Below are 19,451 nucleotides of genomic sequence, written 5' to 3'. Positions count from 1 at the left end.
TCCGGGAAGTGTCTAGATAGGGGGCCAACCGAGCGCCCGCTCTGTGCGCTCAACACCTCAACGCTACCGTTGTCCCATGTCTTCCTCAGCAACGGACCCCAGCGCCACCGCACTCATCTCCGACCTGATCGTCGCCATCGATCACGTCGGCATCGCCGTCCCCGATCTCGACGCCGCCAAGGAGTGGTACGCCACCCACCTCGGGTTCGAGACGCTGCATCAGGAGACGAACGCCGAGCAGGGCGTCGAGGAGGCCATGGTCGGCCCGGCCGGCGGCACCGGTGCGGTCATCCAGTTGCTCGCCCCGCTCGACGAGTCGTCGACGATCGCCAAGTTCATCGACCGCAACGGTCCTGGGCTCCAGCAGCTCGCCGTGCGGGTGACCGACGTCGACGCGGTCACGGCACGACTCACCGAAGCCGGCGTCCGGGTCCTCTATCCTGCCGCGAAGCGGGGCACCGCGGGCTCCCGCATCAACTTCGTCCACCCCAAGGACGCGGGCGGCGTGCTGCTCGAACTCGTGGAACCCGCCGCCACCGCACACTGATCCGCCGCAACGGCCGAAAACCGTTGCGCCGCTAGCTGACTCGACATGCCGAGCCGGCCGCTCCCATCCGTGGACCGGCCGGCTCGGCACCTCCACGCACGGCGTCGCCGACGTCGAGGAGATCCCGCACTCTCTCCGATACACTGGCCGCCATGCCAGGTCCCGCACGGCAATTGCCCTTCGCGATCGTGATGCGCGGTTATGACCGTGAGCAGGTCGCCGATCACCTCCAGCGCCTCGACGCCGATCTGCGCGTCCTCGCCGCCGATCGCGACGCCGCCACCGCCAACGCACACGAACTCGCCGCGCATCTCGAGGACGCGCGCGACGAGATAGCCGAACTGCGCCGGGAGGTCGACAAGCTCTCGGTCCCGCCGACCACCGCGCAAGGGATGAGCGAGCGACTGTCGCGGATGCTGCAGCTGGCGTCCGACGAAGCGTCGGAGATGCGCGCCGAAGCGGCCGCCGAAGCCGCCGAGACGCTGTCCATCGCGCGCCAGGAGGCCGCCGACATGCGGTCGTCGGCCGCGACCGACGCCGAGCGCGTCCGGGGCGAGGCACGCACGGCCGCGAAGAAGCTGGTCGACGAGGCCGCCGCCCGGGCACGGCAGGTCAAGGAGACCGCGGCCGCCAACGAGTCGGAGTCCGCCCGCCTCATCGCCGAGCGCACCGCCGCGATGGAGGCCGAACACACCAAGACCATGCAGGCCGCCAAGGACGAGGCCCGCCGAGTGGTGGAGAAGGCGAAAGCCGAGGTCGCCGAACTCGAGGCGGTCAGCGCCGCCGAACGCCGGGCCGAGCGGGAACGCCATGATGCCGAACTCGCCGATCAGCGCGAACGCGCACTCGACGAGGCGGCACACATCCGTCAGACCGCGCTCGACATCGCGACCGAACGACTCGATCGATCACGCGAACTCGCGCAGGCGGCTGATCGCACGCGTCAGGACATCGCCGCCAACCTCGGGCGGCTACGCGAGGAGCTGGCCGAGTTGCCGGAACTGCTCGCCCAGCCCGACGACTCCGAGTACTCCGTGCTGTCCGACGCCGACGATCTCGACCTCCTCAACCGCAAGCTCTCGCCCGAGGCGCGGTCGCCGGAGGTTCGCTCCGCCTGATCCGAAAGAACCACACAACCTCAGGTCCCAGCCCCTGCTCCCTGAGGTGCGAGGAGCGCGAGCGACGAGCCACGAAGGGCCTGGCAAGACGAGGGCGAGGGCCCTTCGTGGCTCGCTGCGCTCGCACCTCAGGGAGCAGGGGTGGGCCACGCCGCTTGCTCCGCAGGGTGGGCCTAGAAGAGCCGGAACTCCGTGCTCTCCGCGCCGCGAAGCTCGTCGTAATCGAGCACCACGCAACGGATTCCGCGGTCCTCGGCCAGCGTGCGGGCCTGCGGCTTGATCTGCTGGGCGGCGAAGACGCCGGCCACCGGGGCGAGTGTGGTGTCGCGGTTGAGCAGCTCGAGGTACCGGGTGAGCTGCTCGACGCCGTCGATCTCCCCGCGCCGTTTGATCTCGACCGCCACCGTGGCACCCGATGCGTCCCGGCACAGCAGGTCCACCGGCCCGATCGCGGTCATGTACTCGCGGCGGATGAGCGTGTGACCCGGACCCAACGTCTCGACATGCTCGGCGAGCAGCTCCTGCAGGTGCGCCTCGACGCCGTCCTTGACGAGGCCGGGGTCGATGCCGAGGTCGTGCTGGGAGTCGTGCTCGATCGACGCGATGGTGATGCGGAGTTCCTCGCCCGCCTTGTTGGTGACGACCCAGTACGCCTCCGCCTGCGTACCGTCGGGAACCTGCGCCTCGGTGAGCCAGCACGGCGGACTCATCCAGTTCAACGGCTTGTAGGCCCGGTCGTCGGCGTGCACGCTCACCGATCCGTCCGATTTGATCAGCAGCAACCGCCGGGCCATGGGCAGATGGGCGGTCAGCCGCCCGACGTAGTCGACCTGACACTCCGCGATGACGAGACGCACGTGCCCACCCTAGTGGTGTGTCCCGGAACCGGGCGGCGCGGCCCGCTCACTCGTCGTAGTAGTGCTTCAGCAGAAACGTCTCGGCATCGACGACCGCGTCGTCCATCGTCGAGTGCACGTGCGGAAGCGCCGGGTCGAATCCCCGGAGTTCCGGCGGCGCATCGAGATCGGGCACCGCCGCGTCGTCACGGTGCCGATCGACGCTGGCGCGGACGACGCCGTCCGGGTCGACGAGCGCGGCCCGCCGGCCGCTGTCGTCCAGCAGCCGTTTGATGCTCAGCACCATCGTGCGTGCGACCGCGTCGATCACCCCGATGCGGGAGATCTCGACGATGACGACGGTGTATGCGTCGATGTCGGCCATGAGGCGCCGCTGGACACTCTCGGCGCCGACGAAGGTCAGGTCTCCCTGCAGTTCGTACACGCGGATGCGGTCGCGACAGGTCCGCAGATAGCTGCGCTCCTGCTCGCCCCATTCCGCGCTGACGGGGGTGTCGGCGAGGTCGTAGACCGACCGGATCGTCACCCGACTCTCCCGTGTCACGTTGAACATGTGCAGACCCAGGTCGGTGGACAGATGCCGACACACGTCGACGCCGCGGACGCTGTTGCCGTGACCGTCGAGCCGTGGCGAGTACACGCCGATGCCGAGTTGCCCCGGCAGCACCGCGAGGATCCCGCCACCGACGCCGCTCTTCGCCGGCAGGCCGACGGAGGTGACCCAGTCCCCCGCGCCGTCGTACATCCCGCACGTCGTCATGACACTCAGCAACCGCTGCGCGGTCTCGTTGGAGAAGACCGTCCGACCCGTGCGGGGATTCATCCCGCCGTTCGCGATCGTCGCGCCGATCCCGGCCAGGTCGTCGGTCGTCACCCGAATCGAGCACTGTCGGTAGTAGAGGTCGAGAGCGGCGTCCGGGCTGGTCTCTAGAGCCCCGAAGCTGTCTAGCATGTAGGCGATCGCGCGGTTGCGCGAACCCGTCGCGGCCTCGGAGGCATAGACCCCCTCGTCCATCGTGAGGCGCCGTCCGGCACATCCGGAGTAGAACTCGAGCACCTCCCGGAAAGCGGCGTCGACCGCCGCCTCGGCCACGTCCCGGGTCGGCGGCAACAGCATGGATGCGGCAAAGATGGCCCCCGCATTGATCATCGGGTTCTTCGGGCGTCGGCGCTCGTCCACGCTGATCTCGTTGAATGCCTCGCCGGACGGCTCGACGCCGATCTTCGCGTCGACCGCCGCGGTGCCGTGCTTCTTCAGGACCATCGCATAGGTGAGGGGCTTGGAGACCGACTGGATGGTGAACGCCGTCGCGGAGTCACCATGTGAGTAGGTGTGGCCGTCGTGCACGCACATCGACAGGCCGTAACCCTCGGGGTCGACGGCGGCCAGTTCCGGGATGTAGTCGGCGACATGACCGGATCGGTCCGAATGGCATTCGTCCATGATGTGGCTGAGGTAACCGTCGACGAGGGAGTCCATGACCCCATCTAAGCGTGTCCCCCGGCACCCCGTCGGAGATGACTAGGCTGGCGATGACCGGGGACCGAGACACCGACGCTGGGAGTACCGATGAAGCTGCTCGTCGCATACATCGCCACCTCGGGAGGCGACGACGCGGTCGCCCTCGGCGCATGCCTCGCGCGGACCTTCGACGCCGAACTCGAGCTCTGCATCGTCATCCCACCCGAGCCGGACAGCGCCGACCCGTCCGAACAGGTCTCGGTCGAACGCCTCTCCGACGCCCTGGACAATGCGGCCCGCCGCTGGCTCGACGCCGCTGCCGCCAGACTCCCCGACGACATCCAGACCACCACGACGATCGCCGAACACGCCAACCCCGGGGAGGGTCTCATCGTGCAGGCCCGGCGCACATCGGCGGACATGCTGGTCATCGGCGGCGCGGGTGGCGGTATCCGCGGCCGGCACACACTCGGGACCGTGGTCAACGACATCTTGCATTCCGCACCGGTCCCGGTGGCGGTGGCGCCACCGGGGTTCGCGCATCTCGGCGCCGACGAGGTGCGAGAGATCTCGGTCGCGATCGGTAGCCGGCCCGGCACCCAGCTGTTGTTCCAGACGGCGTTGCGCAGCGGTGTGCGTGCACATCGGCCCATCCGGCTGATCTCGTTGGTGGCCGTGGACGACGTCCAACCCTGGCGCACCGAGCCGGAAGAACGGGCCCTCGACCACGCTCGCGAACACGCGCGACGCAGTCTCGAGGCGGCCAGAGAACAACTGCCACCGGACTTCCCGGTCAGCTCGGCGATCGCCCAGGGGTCGACCATCGAGGAGGCAGTCGGCTCCCTGGACTGGCAGGACGGCGATGTGGTCATGGTCGGCTCCAGCCGGCTGGCGGCGCCCAACACGCTCTTCCTCGGCACAACCGCAGCGAAAATCCTTCGCGCGGTGTCGGTTCCGATGATCGTCGTTCCGAAGGGCACCGACTGATCACGTCTCGACCCAGAAAAGCATTGTGGCCCCTCACGAATCGTGAGGGGCCACAATGGGATGTTGTGTTCGGCGGTGTCCTACTCTCCCACACTGATTAGGGTGCAGTACCATTGGCGCTGGAGGGCTTAGCTTCCGGGTTCGGAATGGGGCCGGGCGTTTCCCCTCCGCTATAGCCGCCGTAACTTTGTGAAACAACACGCTCACGTAGTGTGCGTGTGTTTGTTTGTCACCTCTCACCACCCCGTCACACCGTGGTGTTGCTGAGGGGTGTCCGGGGGGGCGAAGCCACCCGGAGGAGTGTGTTGTTTCAGAAGTACATAGTGGATGCGAACACCAACCGAACCTGAGGTTTGGTGATGTTGTGGGTGTTGTTGGTAAGTCCTCGGCCGATTAGTACCAGTCACCTGAACACATTGCTGTGCGTACAGTTCTGGCCTATCAACCCCATGGTCTGTGGGGGGCCTTAACCCCGCAAAGGGGGTGAGAAACCTCATCTTGGAACAGGCTTCCCGCTTAGATGCTTTCAGCGGTTATCCCTTCCGAACGTAGCTAACCAGCAGTGCCCCTGGCGGGACAACTGGCACACCAGAGGTTCGTCCGTCCCGGTCCTCTCGTACTAGGGACAGGTTTCCTCAAGTTTCTTACGCGCGCGGCGGATAGAGACCGAACTGTCTCACGACGTTCTAAACCCAGCTCGCGTGCCGCTTTAATGGGCGAACAGCCCAACCCTTGGGACCTACTCCAGCCCCAGGATGCGACGAGCCGACATCGAGGTGCCAAACCATCCCGTCGATATGGACTCTTGGGGAAGATCAGCCTGTTATCCCCGGGGTACCTTTTATCCGTTGAGCGACACCGCTTCCACTTGCCGGTGCCGGATCACTAGTCCCGACTTTCGTCCCTGCTCGACATGTACGTCTCACAGTCAAGCTCCCTTGTGCACTTACACTCAACACCTGATTGCCAACCAGGCTGAGGGAACCTTTGGGCGCCTCCGTTACCTTTTAGGAGGCAACCGCCCCAGTTAAACTACCCACCAGGCACTGTCCCTGAACCCGATCAGGGTCCGAGGTTAGAAGTCCAATACGATCAGAGTGGTATTTCAACAACGACTCCATGAACACTGGCGTGCCCACTTCACAGTCTCCCACCTATCCTACACAAACCGAACCGAACACCAATACCAAGCTATAGTGAAGGTCCCGGGGTCTTTTCGTCCTGCCGCGCGTAACGAGCATCTTTACTCGTACTGCAATTTCGCCGAGTCTGTGGTTGAGACAGCAGAGAAGTCGTTACGCCATTCGTGCAGGTCGGAACTTACCCGACAAGGAATTTCGCTACCTTAGGATGGTTATAGTTACCACCGCCGTTTACTGGGGCTTAAATTCTCAGCTTCACCACCCGAAGGTGATTAACCGGTCCTCTTAACCTTCCAGCACCGGGCAGGCGTCAGTCCGTATACATCGTCTTACGACTTCGCACGGACCTGTGTTTTTAGTAAACAGTCGCTTCTCTCTGGTCTCTGCGACCCACACCAGCTCAGACCGAAAAGATCGTCACCAGGATGGGTCCCCCTTCTCCCGAAGTTACGGGGGCATTTTGCCGAGTTCCTTAACCACAGTTCTCTCGATCGCCTTAGTATTCTCTACCTGACCACCTGTGTTGGTTTGGGGTACGGGCCGTGTACCAACTCACTAGAGGCTTTTCTCGGCAGCATAGGATCATGGAATTCGCCACAACGGCTACGCATCACCTCTCAGGCTCTGTGAGTGACGGATTTGCCTATCACTCGCCCTACAGGCTTACACCAGTACAACCACTGACTGGCCCCACTACCTTCCTGCGTCACCCCATCGCTTGCCTACTACCAGCCAAGGTCCCATGCATCACCCCAACTCGGCACCCGAAGGTGCTCCTGGGGGATCAGGATGGTTAGTACAACTGATTCAGCATGGGCGCGGATACACGGGTACGGGAATATCAACCCGTTGTCCATCGACTACGCCTGTCGGCCTCGCCTTAGGTCCCGACTCACCCTGGGCGGATTAGCCTGGCCCAGGAACCCTTGGTCATTCGGCGGCAGAGTTTCTCACTCTGCTTTCGCTACTCATGCCTGCATTCTCACTCCCACACCCTCCACACCTGGATCACTCCGGCGCTTCCACGGATGCAGGACGCTCCCCTACCCACCCACACACCTGGTCGACCCTCCGTAAAAGATCGACGGGCTAACGTGTGAGTGCCGCGGCTTCGGCGGTGTACTTGAGCCCCGCTACATTGTCGGCGCAGGATCACTTGACCAGTGAGCTATTACGCACTCTTTCAAGGGTGGCTGCTTCTAAGCCAACCTCCTGGTTGTCTTCGCGACCCCACATCCTTTTCCACTTAGTACACGCTTAGGGGCCTTAGCCGGCGATCTGGGCTGTTTCCCTCTCGACTACGAACCTTATCGCCCGCAGTCTCACTGCCACACTCTCACTTACCGGCATTCGGAGTTTGGCTGACGTCAGTAACCCTGTGGGGCCCATCGGCCATCCAGTAGCTCTACCTCCAGTAAGAAACATGTGACGCTGCACCTAAATGCATTTCGGGGAGAACCAGCTATCACGGAGTTTGATTGGCCTTTCACCCCTACCCACAACTCATCCCCTCCATTTTCAACTGAAGTGGGTTCGGGCCTCCACGACGTCTTACCGACGCTTCACCCTGGCCATGGGTAGATCACTCCGCTTCGGGTCTAGACCCGGCGACTCTTTCGCCCTATTCAGACTCGCTTTCGCTACGGCTACCCCACACGGGTTAACCTCGCCACCGAGCACTAACTCGCAGGCTCATTCTTCAAAAGGCACGCCATCACCCGCCCCGAAGGCACAGGCTTTGACGGATTGTAAGCGTCCGGTTTCAGGTACTATTTCACTCCCCTCCCGGGGTACTTTTCACCTTTCCCTCACGGTACTAGTCCGCTATCGGTCACCAGGAAGTATTCAGGCTTACCGGGTGGTCCCGGCAGATTCACAGCAGATTCCACGAGCCCGCTGCTACTTGGGGACACCGTCACGCAAGACCATGTGTTTTCAGCTACCGGACTCTCACCGACTACGGCAGACCATTCCAGGCCACTTCACCTAACACACAGTTTTCTCACTCACGCTTCCACAGGCAGATGGAAGAAGACGAACCCCACAACCCCACACACACAACCCCTACCCGGTATCACATGCGCATGGTTTAGCCTCCTCCGCTTTCGCTCGCCACTACTCACGGAATCACAATTGTTTTCTCTTCCTATGGGTACTGAGATGTTTCACTTCCCCACGTTCCCCCCACACAGCCTATACATTCAGCTGGTGGTAACACGACATCACTCGTGCTGGGTTTCCCCATTCGGACACCCTCGGATCACAGCTCGTTTGACAACTCCCCGAGGACTATCGCGGCCTACCACGTCCTTCATCGGCTCCTGGTACCAAGGCATCCACCGAACGCCCTTACACACTTACAACAACACCTACAAACAACCCCCCACCCACAACCAACACAAGGCCAGCCATGAACGAGGATCGAATGTAGACATCACACAACACTACAAATTCTGCTAAATCACAGACCAGCACTCCAACAACAGTCGAAGCATTGGTTTGAAATAAAGATGCTCGCATCCACTATGCACTTCTCAAACAACACACACCCACCACCGTGCACGCGCTCCCGCGACCATCACAGTCACGATCACCACCCGCACCCCAGTCATGAGCTAGATCAGAGACAACACGCATGTGTTCCCTCAGAACCCCGATAGCGTGACAATGAACCCGCCAGCCCTCACGGACCCGCAGTGACCCCCCATCCTTCTACCGGTGTAGAAGAGGTGAGCCTGTCTGATGTTTCACCCTCGAACACACACCCACCGCACAGACATACGCCGGCAGAAATGGGTGATGTTGTGTGCTCCTTAGAAAGGAGGTGATCCAGCCGCACCTTCCGGTACGGCTACCTTGTTACGACTTCGTCCCAATCGCCGATCCCACCTTCGACAGCTCCCTCCCACAAGGGGTTAGGCCACCGGCTTCGGGTGTTACCGACTTTCATGACGTGACGGGCGGTGTGTACAAGGCCCGGGAACGTATTCACCGCAGCGTTGCTGATCTGCGATTACTAGCGACTCCGACTTCATGGGGTCGAGTTGCAGACCCCAATCCGAACTGAGACTGGCTTTAAGGGATTCGCTCCACCTCACGGTATCGCAGCCCTCTGTACCAGCCATTGTAGCATGTGTGAAGCCCTGGACATAAGGGGCATGATGACTTGACGTCATCCCCACCTTCCTCCGAGTTGACCCCGGCAGTCTCCTGCAAGTCCCCGGCATAACCCGCTGGCAATACAGGACAAGGGTTGCGCTCGTTGCGGGACTTAACCCAACATCTCACGACACGAGCTGACGACAGCCATGCACCACCTGTACACCAACCACAAGGGAACGACTATCTCTAGCCGCGTCTGGTGTATGTCAAACCCAGGTAAGGTTCTTCGCGTTGCATCGAATTAATCCACATGCTCCGCCGCTTGTGCGGGCCCCCGTCAATTCCTTTGAGTTTTAGCCTTGCGGCCGTACTCCCCAGGCGGGGTACTTAATGCGTTAGCTACGGCACGGATCCCGTGAAAAGGAACCCACACCTAGTACCCACCGTTTACGGCGTGGACTACCAGGGTATCTAATCCTGTTCGCTACCCACGCTTTCGCTCCTCAGCGTCAGTTACTACCCAGAGACCCGCCTTCGCCACCGGTGTTCCTCCTGATATCTGCGCATTTCACCGCTACACCAGGAATTCCAGTCTCCCCTGTAGTACTCAAGTCTGCCCGTATCGCCTGCACGCCTGCAATTGAGTTGCAGAATTTCACAGACGACGCGACAAACCGCCTACGAGCTCTTTACGCCCAGTAATTCCGGACAACGCTCGCACCCTACGTATTACCGCGGCTGCTGGCACGTAGTTGGCCGGTGCTTCTTCTCCAGGTACCGTCACTTCCGCTTCGTCCCTGGTGAAAGAGGTTTACAACCCGAAGGCCGTCATCCCTCACGCGGCGTCGCTGCATCAGGCTTGCGCCCATTGTGCAATATTCCCCACTGCTGCCTCCCGTAGGAGTCTGGGCCGTGTCTCAGTCCCAGTGTGGCCGATCACCCTCTCAGGTCGGCTACCCGTCGTCGCCTTGGTAGGCCATTACCCCACCAACAAGCTGATAGGCCGCGGGCCCATCCCACACCGCAAAAGCTTTCCACCAACCACCATGCGACAGTTGGTCATATCCGGTATTAGACCCAGTTTCCCAGGCTTATCCCAGAGTGCAGGGCAGATCACCCACGTGTTACTCACCCGTTCGCCACTCGAGTACCCAGCAAGCTGGGCCTTTCCGTTCGACTTGCATGTGTTAAGCACGCCGCCAGCGTTCGTCCTGAGCCAGGATCAAACTCTCCATGAAAAAACAGTGAAACAAAACCAACCCCACAAGAGGCCGGCGTTTCAACACAATCAGGAAAGCACAACCTGACCAAAATAAACCTAGCAAAATGTGACACCCAGGACGGGGCCCGGACGCCACACAAAAAACAAACATCTACATCCACAAAAGATGCACGATGCCAAATTGGCATCAGACAATTCATCATCACACTATCGAGTTCTCAAAGAACACACACCCACCAGCTACCCACCCCACATCAGGGCTCCCACCAGCAGACTTCGCATTCAACCTTGCCAGCCACCCCGTCTCCGGGGCAACTCTTCCAGCCTACCAGACCCCACCCACAGCCCGCAACCCCGAAGAATTCCGAACCACTGAGAGACCCAGCAACCCCAAACACTCTACCCAAGCCACAACAACTCAAGCCAAAACATTCAGGGGCGGCCAGCCAAGAAACCCGGTCTCCACTCCCCACCATCAGACCCTCTCAGGCCCTTCCGGGGCGGCGCCGTGGCTCGCTGACCTGAAGAAAGTTACGCAAGCGGATCGCTGGGGTCAAATCGCCTGCTCGCCGCCCGCCAGTACAGCCATCGTCGCAGGTCATCGCTTTCCCATCGGAGTCGAATCCCGCTGCTGCTCGCGGATTTCGGTGAATCACATCGATGTGACGTGCGTCGCAGACCGTCCTTTCGGACAGGTCATCACCCCCGGTCGGTCAGTTATGCGCAGGTCAGAGCGCTCATACGGTCGAAACATGACCGCGACCGAACTGGCCACGACCCCGACGACCGCGCCCATCGGCGCATCGCCGGTACCCGGACTCCCACCGCGGGTTGTCTCGTCCGCGCTTGTCCCCGAGGGGTTCACGCGTTGCGGTCTCCTCTCCTGGCGCCGACAGGCGGGCGTCCTGCACATCGCCCATCCCTTCGACGAGCACAGCATCTCCGACGCCGTGGTCGTCGACGGACTCGTCGCTCTCGTCGAGGCCGGCGTGTTGGCCGGCCAGTCGCAGTTCGAATCCGCCGCGATGGGGATCATCCGCACCTCGGCGAGTAGGTCCACCGACGCGTGGGCGGCTTTCTACGACAACTCGCTTCGCGAACTACGCACGGGCGCATCGGCATTCGCGCCCGTCCACAAACGCGCGCGGAGCCTCGTCTCGGGCGGGGCCGTCCTCGAGGTGGGATCGTGCTTCGGCTTCTTCGCTCTCGCCTGCGCCCTGGACGGTCTCCAGGTCGCGGCCTGCGACATCTCGCCCGGCGCGGTGTCGCTGCTCTCCGACGCCGCTCACCGACTCCGACTGCCCGTCGTCGCAACCGTCGGGAACGCGATCGCTCTCCCCTACGCCGACGACTCGGCCGACACCGTCACGCTCATCCATCTCCTCGAGCACCTCGATCCTGCGGGGGCGCACGCCGCGATCGGCGAGGCCCTCCGGGTCGCCCGGCAGCGCGTGGTCATCGGCGTGCCGTTCGAAGACGAGCCGAGCCCGCACTTCGGCCACCTCGTCCGGCTCACCGAGAACGACCTGTGCGGCTGGGCTCGAGCCGTCCCGCATGCCGGCGCCGAGGTCCTCGTCGATCACGGCGGATGGCTCGTCCTCACCCCCGGTCCTGATTCCTCGAGTCCGGCCGCGGTACCGAGCGACCGCGTCAGATCAGCCCGCGTTTGCTGGCGATGTACACCGCGTCGGTCCGCTTGGACACCCCGAGCTTGCGAATGATGTTGCGAATGTGGAACTTCACGGTTGACTCCGAGATGTAGAGCGTCTCGCCGATCCGCTTGTTCGACAGCCCGTCGGCGAGGAGCCGCAAGACCTCGCGCTCCCGGTCGCTGAGTGCCTCGGACTTCTCGTTCTCGCCGGACACCGCGCGGAGGACGACGGCCGCGCTGCGCGGGTCGAAGGCGCTGCCGCCGCCGGACACCGCCTGGATCGCGCGCACGAGTTCGGTCGTGTCGACATCTTTGACCACGTACCCCCGGGCTCCCGCCCGCACGGCGCGCACGACCAGATCGTCGTCGAGAAACGTGGTCAGCACCAGCGCGGCGACCTCCGGGTGGCGCTGCGCGATCTGCTCGATGAGCCGCAGCCCCTCGTACTCGGTGCCCGCCGACAGCTTGAGGTCGACCACGACGACATCGGGGTGTCGGGCGTTCACCTCGGCCAGCGCGGCGTCGGCCGATCCCGCCTCGCCGACCACGTCCACGACGTCCTCGCGCTCCAGCAGCGACCGCATCCCCTGGCGCAGGAGGGCGTGGTCGTCGACGAGAAGGGTCCGGATGGGGCGCCTGATGTCGTTGTCGCTCAACCGAACTCCTTCGTTCTGAGCGGGTCGTCGGGCGTCGCGGTGCCGGCCGTGCCGATCGGCAGCACCACCGCGACGCGGATACCGCCGATGCGCGACCGGCGGATCCGCAGTTCGCCTCCGAGCTCGGCGGCGCGCGAGGACATGTTGGCCAGGCCGCGGTGCCGTCCGGCCGTGAGATCGCCGAGCGACGCAGTGCGCATCACCCGGCGCAGATGTTCGGGATCACCGACGCCGTCGTCGTCGACCGACAGTGCGACGGTGTCCACGGCGTAGGTGAGGGTCACCGTGACCTGGTGGGCACGCGAGTGGACGGCGGTGTTGAAGAGGGCCTCGCCGGCGATCCGCAGCAGGGCGTGCTGGACCTCATCGGCAAGATCGCGCTCCCGGCCGCGCATGTGGACCGCCGTGCGCAGGTCCGGCGGCATGTGCAACGAGCACAGCTCGGTCAGGACGTCGCGCACACTCGGCGACGGCGCGTTCGTAGCGTTGTTGAGCGCGTAGATGAACGACCGCAACTGCTCCACGGCCTCCTTGGTCAGCCGGCCCGCCATCTCCAGGCGATCGAGTGCGGGACCTTCGACGAGGCCGCGACACAGTTCGATCTGCACCCCCGCCGACAGCACCGACTGGGTGACCGAGTCGTGGAGCTCGCGGGCGATCCGTCCGCGCTCCTCGTTGAGCACGGTCGCCCGCATCGCCGCCGACAGTTCGCGCTGGGTACGTTCCAGTTCGGTGTTGCGCTCGGCGAGTTCCATTGCGTGGCGGTCGGTCTCGGAGAACAGCTCGGCGTTGAGCAGTGCGACGATCGCCTGGCTGGCCAGGATGCGCAGCACGACGAGATCGGTGGGATCGACCATGCGACCGACCGGTGTCCAGGCCGACAGTCCCCCGACGACGTTGCCGTCGAGTTCGACGGGGACGTGGACGTGGTCCTCCTGGAGGATCGCGCCGTGCAGGACGGTCTCGTGTCCGCGGAGGATGTCGTTGAGCCGGTTGAGCACCTCGTCGGGCAGGTCGTCGGGTGTGGCGGCCCGCTCGGACCCTTCGAAGGCGTAGAGCCGACCACCGCTCGCGCTGATCAGGTGGCGCGGGGCCGACTGCTCGAGTCGGCCGTCCGCGAGCGCGAAGACGACCCAGTCCGCGCCCAGATGGTCCCGTGCCGCCTCGACGACCGCGATGACCAAAGCCTCGGGCCCTTCGGCGGTACGGACGAGAGCACGCGAGATCCGCTCCAGCGCACCGACCACCCGACTCAGCCGCGCCTCGACCCCGCGCAGCGCCGCGTAGTGGCTGCCCTTGACGCTGCGGAGTCCGACCAGGCTCTCGAGGTCGGCTTGTTCGGGGAGAGCGCTCCGCTCGGGCGACGGACCGGTCATCACAGCGCTTCGGCGTAGAGGTCCCGGATGCCTGCGGCCTGCGGACGCCGCGGGTTGGTGGTCATGCACGAATCGGCCAGCGCGTGGGCGGTGAGGCGGTCGAGGTCGGCGCTGCGCACGCCCAGCGGTTCGAGCGACGCCGGCATGCCGACCCGGGCGCCGAGCGCGGCGATCGCATCGGCCAGTCGGTCGGCGACGGTCCGGGCGTCACCGGATGTCTCGACCCCGATGGCGTCGGCCAGGTCGACGAAGCCGTCGGCACACACATGGGCGTTGTAGCGGATCACGTGCGGCAGCAGGACGGCGTTGATCGCGCCGTGCGGGGCGTCGCAGTGCCCGCCGACCGGGTGACTCATCGCGTGCGTGGCGCCGAGTATCGCGTTGGTGAACGCCATCCCCGCCCGTAGCGCCGCGAGCGACATCTCCTCGGCCGCGACCCGGTCCCGCGGATCGTCGACGAGGCGTTCGAGATGCGTCCACACGCCACGAATGGATTCCAGCGCAAGCGAATCGGTGAGTCGTCCGTGCGCGAGTGAGACGTAGGCCTCGACGCAGTGGGTGAGTACATCCATGCCGACCTGGGCGGTGACCGCGGCGGGCGCGGTCATCAGCAGGGTCGGGTCACTCACCGTCACGTCCGGCACGAGTGAACGCCCGATGATGGTCACCTTGGTACGCCGCTCGGCGTCGTTGATGATGCAGAACTGGGAGACGTCGGCGCCGCTGCCGGCCGTCGTCGGCACCGCCATGAGTGGCGGGAGCGGTCGTCGGGCACGGTCGATTCCCTCGTACTCGAGGATGTGACCGCCGTTGGCCGCCAACACCGCGACACCCTTGGCGGCGTCGATCACCGAACCGCCGCCCAGGGCGACGAGGCCGTCGGCATCGTGTGCCTTGTAGGCGAGGAACGCCGCCGCGACCTCGCCTGACCGCGGGTTGGGCGAGACATCCAGGTACGACGCCGCGTCGAGGCCGCAGGCACGCAGCCCGGCCATCAGCTGTGCGTACCAGGGGGTGCGTTCCAGACAACGATCGCTGACCACGAACGGTCGGCGCATCCCGAGTCCCGCCGTCGCGACCGGCACCTCCCCGAAGGCGCCCGGGCCCAGCACGATCTCCGGGGTGTGGAACTTGGCGACCTGGCCCGATGCGCGCCGACGGACGTCACCCACCATTCGTCCCGCCTCCGTTCCATCCACTCCGACCGCACCGTCCGACCACCTCGCCCCGGCGGTACCCCGACGCTACCCAGGTCACCTCAGCGCCGCACCCAGCTCGTCACAACGCGCGAGCATCTCGGCACCGTCACGCACGCTAACGACGCCGCTGCAGTGGTCGGCGTAGTCGGCCATCGCGCACCCGGACTGCTGCCAGTAGCGTTCGGGTTCCGGTGTGATCCAGGCGATCCGATGCGATCGCCGGCCCACCTCGGCGACGAGGTCGACGCGCGGGTCGAGTCCGTTGCTGCGCGCGTCCCCGACGACCAGTACCGAGGTCCGTCTGCTGATCAGGTCTCCGAACTCGCCCAGCAGTTCGCCGAACATGCGCCCGTAATCGCTCGTCGCGGCGAGATCGAGACCGTCGGCGGCCAGCACCGCTGCGAGGGCCGAGTCGGCGGCCGCGGTCCGCAATGCGGTCGTGACGCGCACCGGCCTATCCACGAACGCGATGACCTCGCAACGGTCACCGAAGCGGTGCAGTGTCTGTGCCAGACGCAGGATGAACCCCGTGACCGGCCGGACCGAGAGCGAGACGTCCACGAGGACGAGCATCCGGACCGGACCGGGGCGCCGGCGGCGTCGCCACAGTTCGGCGGGCACACCGTCGGTCGCGGCCGCCGCCCGCATCGTTGCCCTGATGTCCAGCGCACCACGGTCGACCGGACGGACCACCCGTCGCGGCGCGCCGCGCATGCGCTGGATCAGCCGGTGGCACGCGCGATCGATCTCCGCCTGGTCGACGTACCCCTCGGCCCGCCGGTCCGCGCCGGACACTGCCTCGACGACTCCGTCGGCGTCCAGTCGGGCGACCAGTGCGTCGACGAAAGCACCTAGTGCGCGTTCGAGTTCGGCTCTCCGCGCATCGCCGAGGTCCTCGTTGCCGTCGGCACCGTACGCCTTGCGCGGATCGTAGGCATCGAGGGCGGCCAGGATGGCGGCGGCGCCGGTGAGCCCAAGCGGCCGGCTCGACACGCGAGTCGCCGGTCCGGTGAGTTCGCCGACGGTCGACGAGTCCGCGGTGTCGACCTCGACCGTGTACGTCACTCCCCCACCGGTCGCTCCGCCGTCCGGGTCGACGCCGAGCTGCTCCGCTCCCGCCGACACGCTGAAGTCGTTCTCCTCGCGATGGGCGCTCTCGGCGTCGCGGTGTGCGGCATCGGGGTCCTCGGCCATCAGGTGGCCGATCTCGTCGGTGTGTTCGTCGGCGCCGATCTGCCGGGCCGCGCCCTCGAACTCCTCGTCCCAGACGACGTCATCGGGCAGATCGGCCGCGACGCCACGCACCCGCGGAAGGTCGTCTCCGCCGTCCGGATCGGGTTCGGCACCGAGGAAGAAGAGCTCGAAGGACCGCTCGAAACCAGCTGTCTCATAACCGTATTTGACACAGACGCTCTGCAGGGCCGCACGCAGGATCGCCGGTTCGGCGGTGCCCACCATCGACAGGGTCCGCCGGATCTCGATCACCTCGGCGGGCGAAGCGGCAACCCCTGAGCTCCGCAACACCCTCCCGAACGCGACCGCGGCAAGATCGAGCGGGTCGGCACGCCTCGACGCGGCGACCGGCACAGACATCGGGATCATCGGCCCGGACGGGTACCCGCACTGCGGGCGCGCCCCGCTCCGAAGGCGCGCGCGGTCACCGACCCGCCGGGCGTGGTCCCGTCCACGCCGATCGGCGAGCCTTCCGCCGGCGGTCCTCCGTGTTCGGAAGACAGAGCGCGACGGGCGATCTCGCCGTCCGAACCGAACTTCACCAGCAACGCCAGCAGCGCATTGTGGTCGTCTGCGCCGATCGGCCTTCCCGGCTCTCCGTCCCGGGACCCGAGGTAGGAAGCAGCTCGCGCGGCGTCTATGACCTCCGCGATGGACGGACTCTTGCGCAACGGGAGCTCCCGCAGACGCCGCGCGAGGTCGACCACCTCGCCGATGATCGTCTTCTCGACGTCGGGCGCGCGGACCGCGACGATGTCGCGCTCGGTCTGCGGGTCCGGGTAGTCGACCTGGAAGTGCAGGCAGCGGCGCTTGAGTGCAGGCGAAAGCTCACGAGTGTCGTTGGAGGTCAATATGACCCACGGCGATGAACGTGCCGCGAAGGTCCCGAGTTCGGGCACCGTCACCTGACGCTCGGCGAGGACCTCGAGCATCACCGCCTCCATCGCCTCGTCGGTGCGATCGATCTCGTCGACCAGCAGGACGGTCGGAGACGGTGAGGTGATGGCCGCCAGCAGCGGTCGGGCGACGAGGAAGTCCTCGGTGTAGACGCCCACCTCGGCGCGCGCGAGCGCCGAGCTCGCGGCCGAGAGGGTTGTCTCGGCGGCGAGTTCGGCACTGATCCGGTCGCGCAGCATCTGCACGTGGAGTAGTTGTCGCGCGTAGTCCCATTCGTACAGGGCGCGGGACTCGTCGAGACCCTCGTAGCACTGCAACCGGATGAGTTCACGCCCCGATGCCGCGGCCAGTGCTTTCGCCAGTTCCGTCTTGCCGACCCCGGCCGGCCCCTCCAGGAGAAGGGGCCGGTCGAGGAGCGTCGCGAGGTGGACGACGACCGCCAGTTCCGGTCCGATCAGATACCCCTGCCCACCCAGGGCGTCGGTCAGCGCCTCCACGGAGGAAAACGACCTGCCCTCGGTGGTGTCCCCGGTGACGTCCTGGTTCGATGGCCTGGTTGCGCACATGTGCGTCATGGGTTGTCGGACTCCTTGTCGGCCTGCGGTTTTCGGATCGGGGCTATCGGATCGGGTTCGCGGATCAGGCGGGGTGAGCAGGGCGGATCAGTAGCTGCCCGTGAATGCGTGCGCCACCATCGGAATCAGCGATGCGACGGTGCTCTCACGCGGGTTGCCCGGCGTGCACCAGTCGTCCATCATGTGCTCGGCGATGGCGCGGATCTGCTTGTCGGAGGTGTCCATGGTCTCGCCACGACCCTCGTACTTGCCGGTGTTCATCCGGTTCTTGTCGTAACTGCTCGTCGACAGCTGACCGAAGTTGTCGGGGATGCCGAGGTCTTTGCCCAAGCGGATGGCCTCCTCGACGGCGGCGTCGGCGGCCTGGACCGTCGTCATCTTCGATGTGTCGACACCGAGCAGCGCGGCGATCTCGGCGTAACGCTCGTAGCGAGACGGCAGGTTGTACTCCCAGACGCGGGGAAGGGCGATGGCGTTGTTCAGCCCGTGATGGCTGTCATAGAACGCGCTCACCGCATGCGACAGCGAGTGCACGAGACCGAGGCCGCCGGAGTTGAACGCCTGCGCGGAGATGTACTGCGCGTACATCATCCCGGTGCGGGCCGCCAGGTTTCGCGGGTCGTACACGGCGGTGCGCAGATGGTCGCGGATCAGCTCGATCGAGTACTTGGCATTGCCCAGCGAGGGTGCGAAGTCCAGACGCGACACGTAGGGCTCGCTCGCGTGCGCGAGCACGTCGAAACCGCAGAAGGCGGTGAAGTGCTCGGGGCACGTGTAGTAGAGCAGCGGGTCGTCCATCGCCAGGTCGACGAGGCAGGTGTCGTCGAAGGCCACCCATTTGTGCGGCTTGTTCATGTCCGAGGTATCGGTGATGACGTACGCCCAGGAGGTCTCCGAGCCGGTGCCGGCCGTCGTCGAGACCGCGATGTGCTTCGGATTCTCCTTGTTGGTGGCCTTGGAGAAGCCCTCGAACTCGTTGATGTTGCGGCCGTCGTGGGCGATGACCATACGTGCACCCTTGGCGGCGTCGTGGCTGGAGCCGCCACCGACCGAGATGATGCCGTCGCACTTCTCCGACTGGTAGAGGGCCGCGGCGTCCATGCAGTTGTAGTCCTTGGGGTTGGACTCCACCTGGTCGTAGAGCACCACGTCGACGCCCTGGTACTCGATCTTGCCGATCAGCTCCTCGATGATCCCGGAGCCGCGTAGACCCGTCGTCATCAGGAGCGCACGGGTCATGCCCAGGTCCTTGGCCTCGACACCGAGCATGTCGTGCGCGCCGACACCCAGCTTCGCCTTCGGGAACGGGTGGAACTCCTTGATCGGGAAGTCCCAGATCTGGTTCAGCTCAATGGCCATGGTGGTGAACTCCTTGTGACGGTTGGTCTGTCACAACGAGAATGTCGTCCAGATCACAACCGGGACAA

The 19,451-nt window shown here is 64.9% G+C and carries 12 protein-coding genes and 3 rRNA genes; 4 read left to right on the top strand and 11 right to left on the bottom strand.

All coding sequences use genetic code 11. The annotated features are described in order from the left end of the window. Nucleotides 1–76: 76 nt before the first annotated feature. Both mce and MVF96_RS09520 read left to right on the top strand, forming a co-directional pair. Nucleotides 77–547 (top strand): methylmalonyl-CoA epimerase, encoded by a 471-nt coding sequence (gene mce, locus MVF96_RS09525; protein WP_211538756.1) that lies wholly within the window; start codon nucleotides 77–79, stop codon nucleotides 545–547. 152 nt (nucleotides 548–699) lie between these two features. Continuing rightward, nucleotides 700–1,665: a coiled-coil domain-containing protein gene (locus MVF96_RS09520; RefSeq protein ID WP_058249977.1), complete on the top strand. Its 966-nt coding sequence runs from the start codon at nucleotides 700–702 to the stop codon at nucleotides 1,663–1,665. 173 nt (nucleotides 1,666–1,838) lie between these two features. On the opposite strand, the gene nucS is transcribed toward MVF96_RS09520, so the two are convergent. Both nucS and glsA read right to left on the bottom strand, forming a co-directional pair. After that, entirely contained in the window at nucleotides 1,839–2,522 is a 684-nt protein-coding gene (gene nucS / locus MVF96_RS09515) for an endonuclease NucS (protein WP_058249976.1), read from the bottom strand. Between the two features lie 46 nt (nucleotides 2,523–2,568). Continuing rightward, entirely contained in the window at nucleotides 2,569–4,002 is a 1,434-nt protein-coding gene (gene glsA, locus MVF96_RS09510) for a glutaminase A (RefSeq protein ID WP_247451910.1), read from the bottom strand. Nucleotides 4,003–4,092: 90 nt separating this feature from the next. On the opposite strand from glsA, the gene MVF96_RS09505 reads away from it, so the two are divergent. Beyond that, nucleotides 4,093–4,971, top strand: coding sequence for a universal stress protein (locus MVF96_RS09505; protein ID WP_058249974.1), 879 nt, complete (start codon nucleotides 4,093–4,095; stop codon nucleotides 4,969–4,971). Between the two features lie 67 nt (nucleotides 4,972–5,038). On the opposite strand, the gene rrf is transcribed toward MVF96_RS09505, so the two are convergent. The 3 genes from rrf to MVF96_RS09490 all read right to left on the bottom strand — a co-directional run bounded on the left by rrf (nucleotide 5,039) and on the right by MVF96_RS09490 (nucleotide 10,453). Beyond that, nucleotides 5,039–5,155, bottom strand: a 5S ribosomal RNA gene (gene rrf, locus MVF96_RS09500). Nucleotides 5,156–5,344: 189 nt separating this feature from the next. Beyond that, nucleotides 5,345–8,476: ribosomal RNA gene (locus MVF96_RS09495) — 23S ribosomal RNA — on the bottom strand. Between the two features lie 454 nt (nucleotides 8,477–8,930). After that, a 16S ribosomal RNA gene (locus MVF96_RS09490) occupies nucleotides 8,931–10,453 on the bottom strand. Together the 16S, 23S and 5S rRNA genes form the textbook arrangement of a ribosomal RNA operon. Nucleotides 10,454–11,189: 736 nt before the next feature. On the opposite strand from MVF96_RS09490, the gene mftM reads away from it, so the two are divergent. Beyond that, nucleotides 11,190–12,158: a mycofactocin oligosaccharide methyltransferase MftM gene (gene mftM / locus MVF96_RS09485; protein WP_247451909.1), complete on the top strand. Its 969-nt coding sequence runs from the start codon at nucleotides 11,190–11,192 to the stop codon at nucleotides 12,156–12,158. Here mftM and MVF96_RS09480 read toward each other — a convergent pair. The 6 genes from MVF96_RS09480 to mdo form a co-directional block, all read right to left on the bottom strand. Further along, nucleotides 12,088–12,744, bottom strand: coding sequence for a MadR family response regulator transcription factor (locus tag MVF96_RS09480; protein WP_058252764.1), 657 nt, complete (start codon nucleotides 12,742–12,744; stop codon nucleotides 12,088–12,090). The genes mftM and MVF96_RS09480 overlap by 71 nt on opposite strands. Continuing rightward, complete coding sequence (locus MVF96_RS09475; protein ID WP_137810084.1) at nucleotides 12,741–14,120, bottom strand: MadS family sensor histidine kinase; 1,380 nt, start codon at nucleotides 14,118–14,120, stop codon at nucleotides 12,741–12,743. The genes MVF96_RS09480 and MVF96_RS09475 overlap by 4 nt, the downstream gene beginning before the upstream one ends. Beyond that, nucleotides 14,120–15,295, bottom strand: a complete 1,176-nt coding sequence (locus tag MVF96_RS09470; protein WP_137810083.1) for an iron-containing alcohol dehydrogenase — start codon at nucleotides 15,293–15,295, stop codon at nucleotides 14,120–14,122. Before MVF96_RS09470 ends, MVF96_RS09475 begins: the two co-directional genes overlap by 1 nt. A gap of 78 nt (nucleotides 15,296–15,373) precedes the next feature. Continuing rightward, nucleotides 15,374–16,921: a MadC family VWA domain-containing protein gene (gene madC / locus MVF96_RS09465; RefSeq protein ID WP_137810082.1), complete on the bottom strand. Its 1,548-nt coding sequence runs from the start codon at nucleotides 16,919–16,921 to the stop codon at nucleotides 15,374–15,376. Further along, nucleotides 16,918–18,015 carry a MadB family AAA-type ATPase gene (locus MVF96_RS09460; protein ID WP_247452084.1) on the bottom strand — a complete coding sequence of 366 codons (1,098 nt, stop codon included), beginning with the start codon at nucleotides 18,013–18,015 and terminating at the stop codon, nucleotides 16,918–16,920. Before MVF96_RS09460 ends, madC begins: the two co-directional genes overlap by 4 nt. Before the next feature lie 96 nt (nucleotides 18,016–18,111). Further along, entirely contained in the window at nucleotides 18,112–19,383 is a 1,272-nt protein-coding gene (mdo, locus tag MVF96_RS09455; protein ID WP_137810080.1) for an NDMA-dependent methanol dehydrogenase, read from the bottom strand. Nucleotides 19,384–19,451 lie beyond the last annotated feature (68 nt).

It is taken from the genome of Gordonia hongkongensis, assembly GCF_023078355.1.
Classification (GTDB): domain Bacteria; phylum Actinomycetota; class Actinomycetes; order Mycobacteriales; family Mycobacteriaceae; genus Gordonia; species Gordonia hongkongensis.
The sequence above is the reverse complement of the archived record's forward strand: the minus strand, read 5'-3'. Positions and strand labels throughout refer to the sequence as shown.

Bases quoted from the DNA above. Each gene is read 5' to 3' on its own strand.
- mce (WP_211538756.1), top strand. From the start codon at position 77: ATGTCTTCCTCAGCAACGGACCCCAGCGCCACCGCACTCATCTCCGAC.
- MVF96_RS09520 (WP_058249977.1), top strand. From the start codon at position 700: ATGCCAGGTCCCGCACGGCAATTGCCCTTCGCGATCGTGATGCGCGGT.
- glsA (WP_247451910.1), bottom strand. From the start codon at position 4,002: ATGGACTCCCTCGTCGACGGTTACCTCAGCCACATCATGGACGAATGC.
- MVF96_RS09505 (WP_058249974.1), top strand. From the start codon at position 4,093: ATGAAGCTGCTCGTCGCATACATCGCCACCTCGGGAGGCGACGACGCG.
- mftM (WP_247451909.1), top strand. From the start codon at position 11,190: ATGACCGCGACCGAACTGGCCACGACCCCGACGACCGCGCCCATCGGC.
- MVF96_RS09475 (WP_137810084.1), bottom strand. From the start codon at position 14,120: ATGACCGGTCCGTCGCCCGAGCGGAGCGCTCTCCCCGAACAAGCCGAC.
- MVF96_RS09470 (WP_137810083.1), bottom strand. From the start codon at position 15,295: ATGGTGGGTGACGTCCGTCGGCGCGCATCGGGCCAGGTCGCCAAGTTC.
- madC (WP_137810082.1), bottom strand. From the start codon at position 16,921: ATGATCCCGATGTCTGTGCCGGTCGCCGCGTCGAGGCGTGCCGACCCG.
- MVF96_RS09460 (WP_247452084.1), bottom strand. From the start codon at position 18,015: ATGTGCGCAACCAGGCCATCGAACCAGGACGTCACCGGGGACACCACC.
- mdo (WP_137810080.1), bottom strand. From the start codon at position 19,383: ATGGCCATTGAGCTGAACCAGATCTGGGACTTCCCGATCAAGGAGTTC.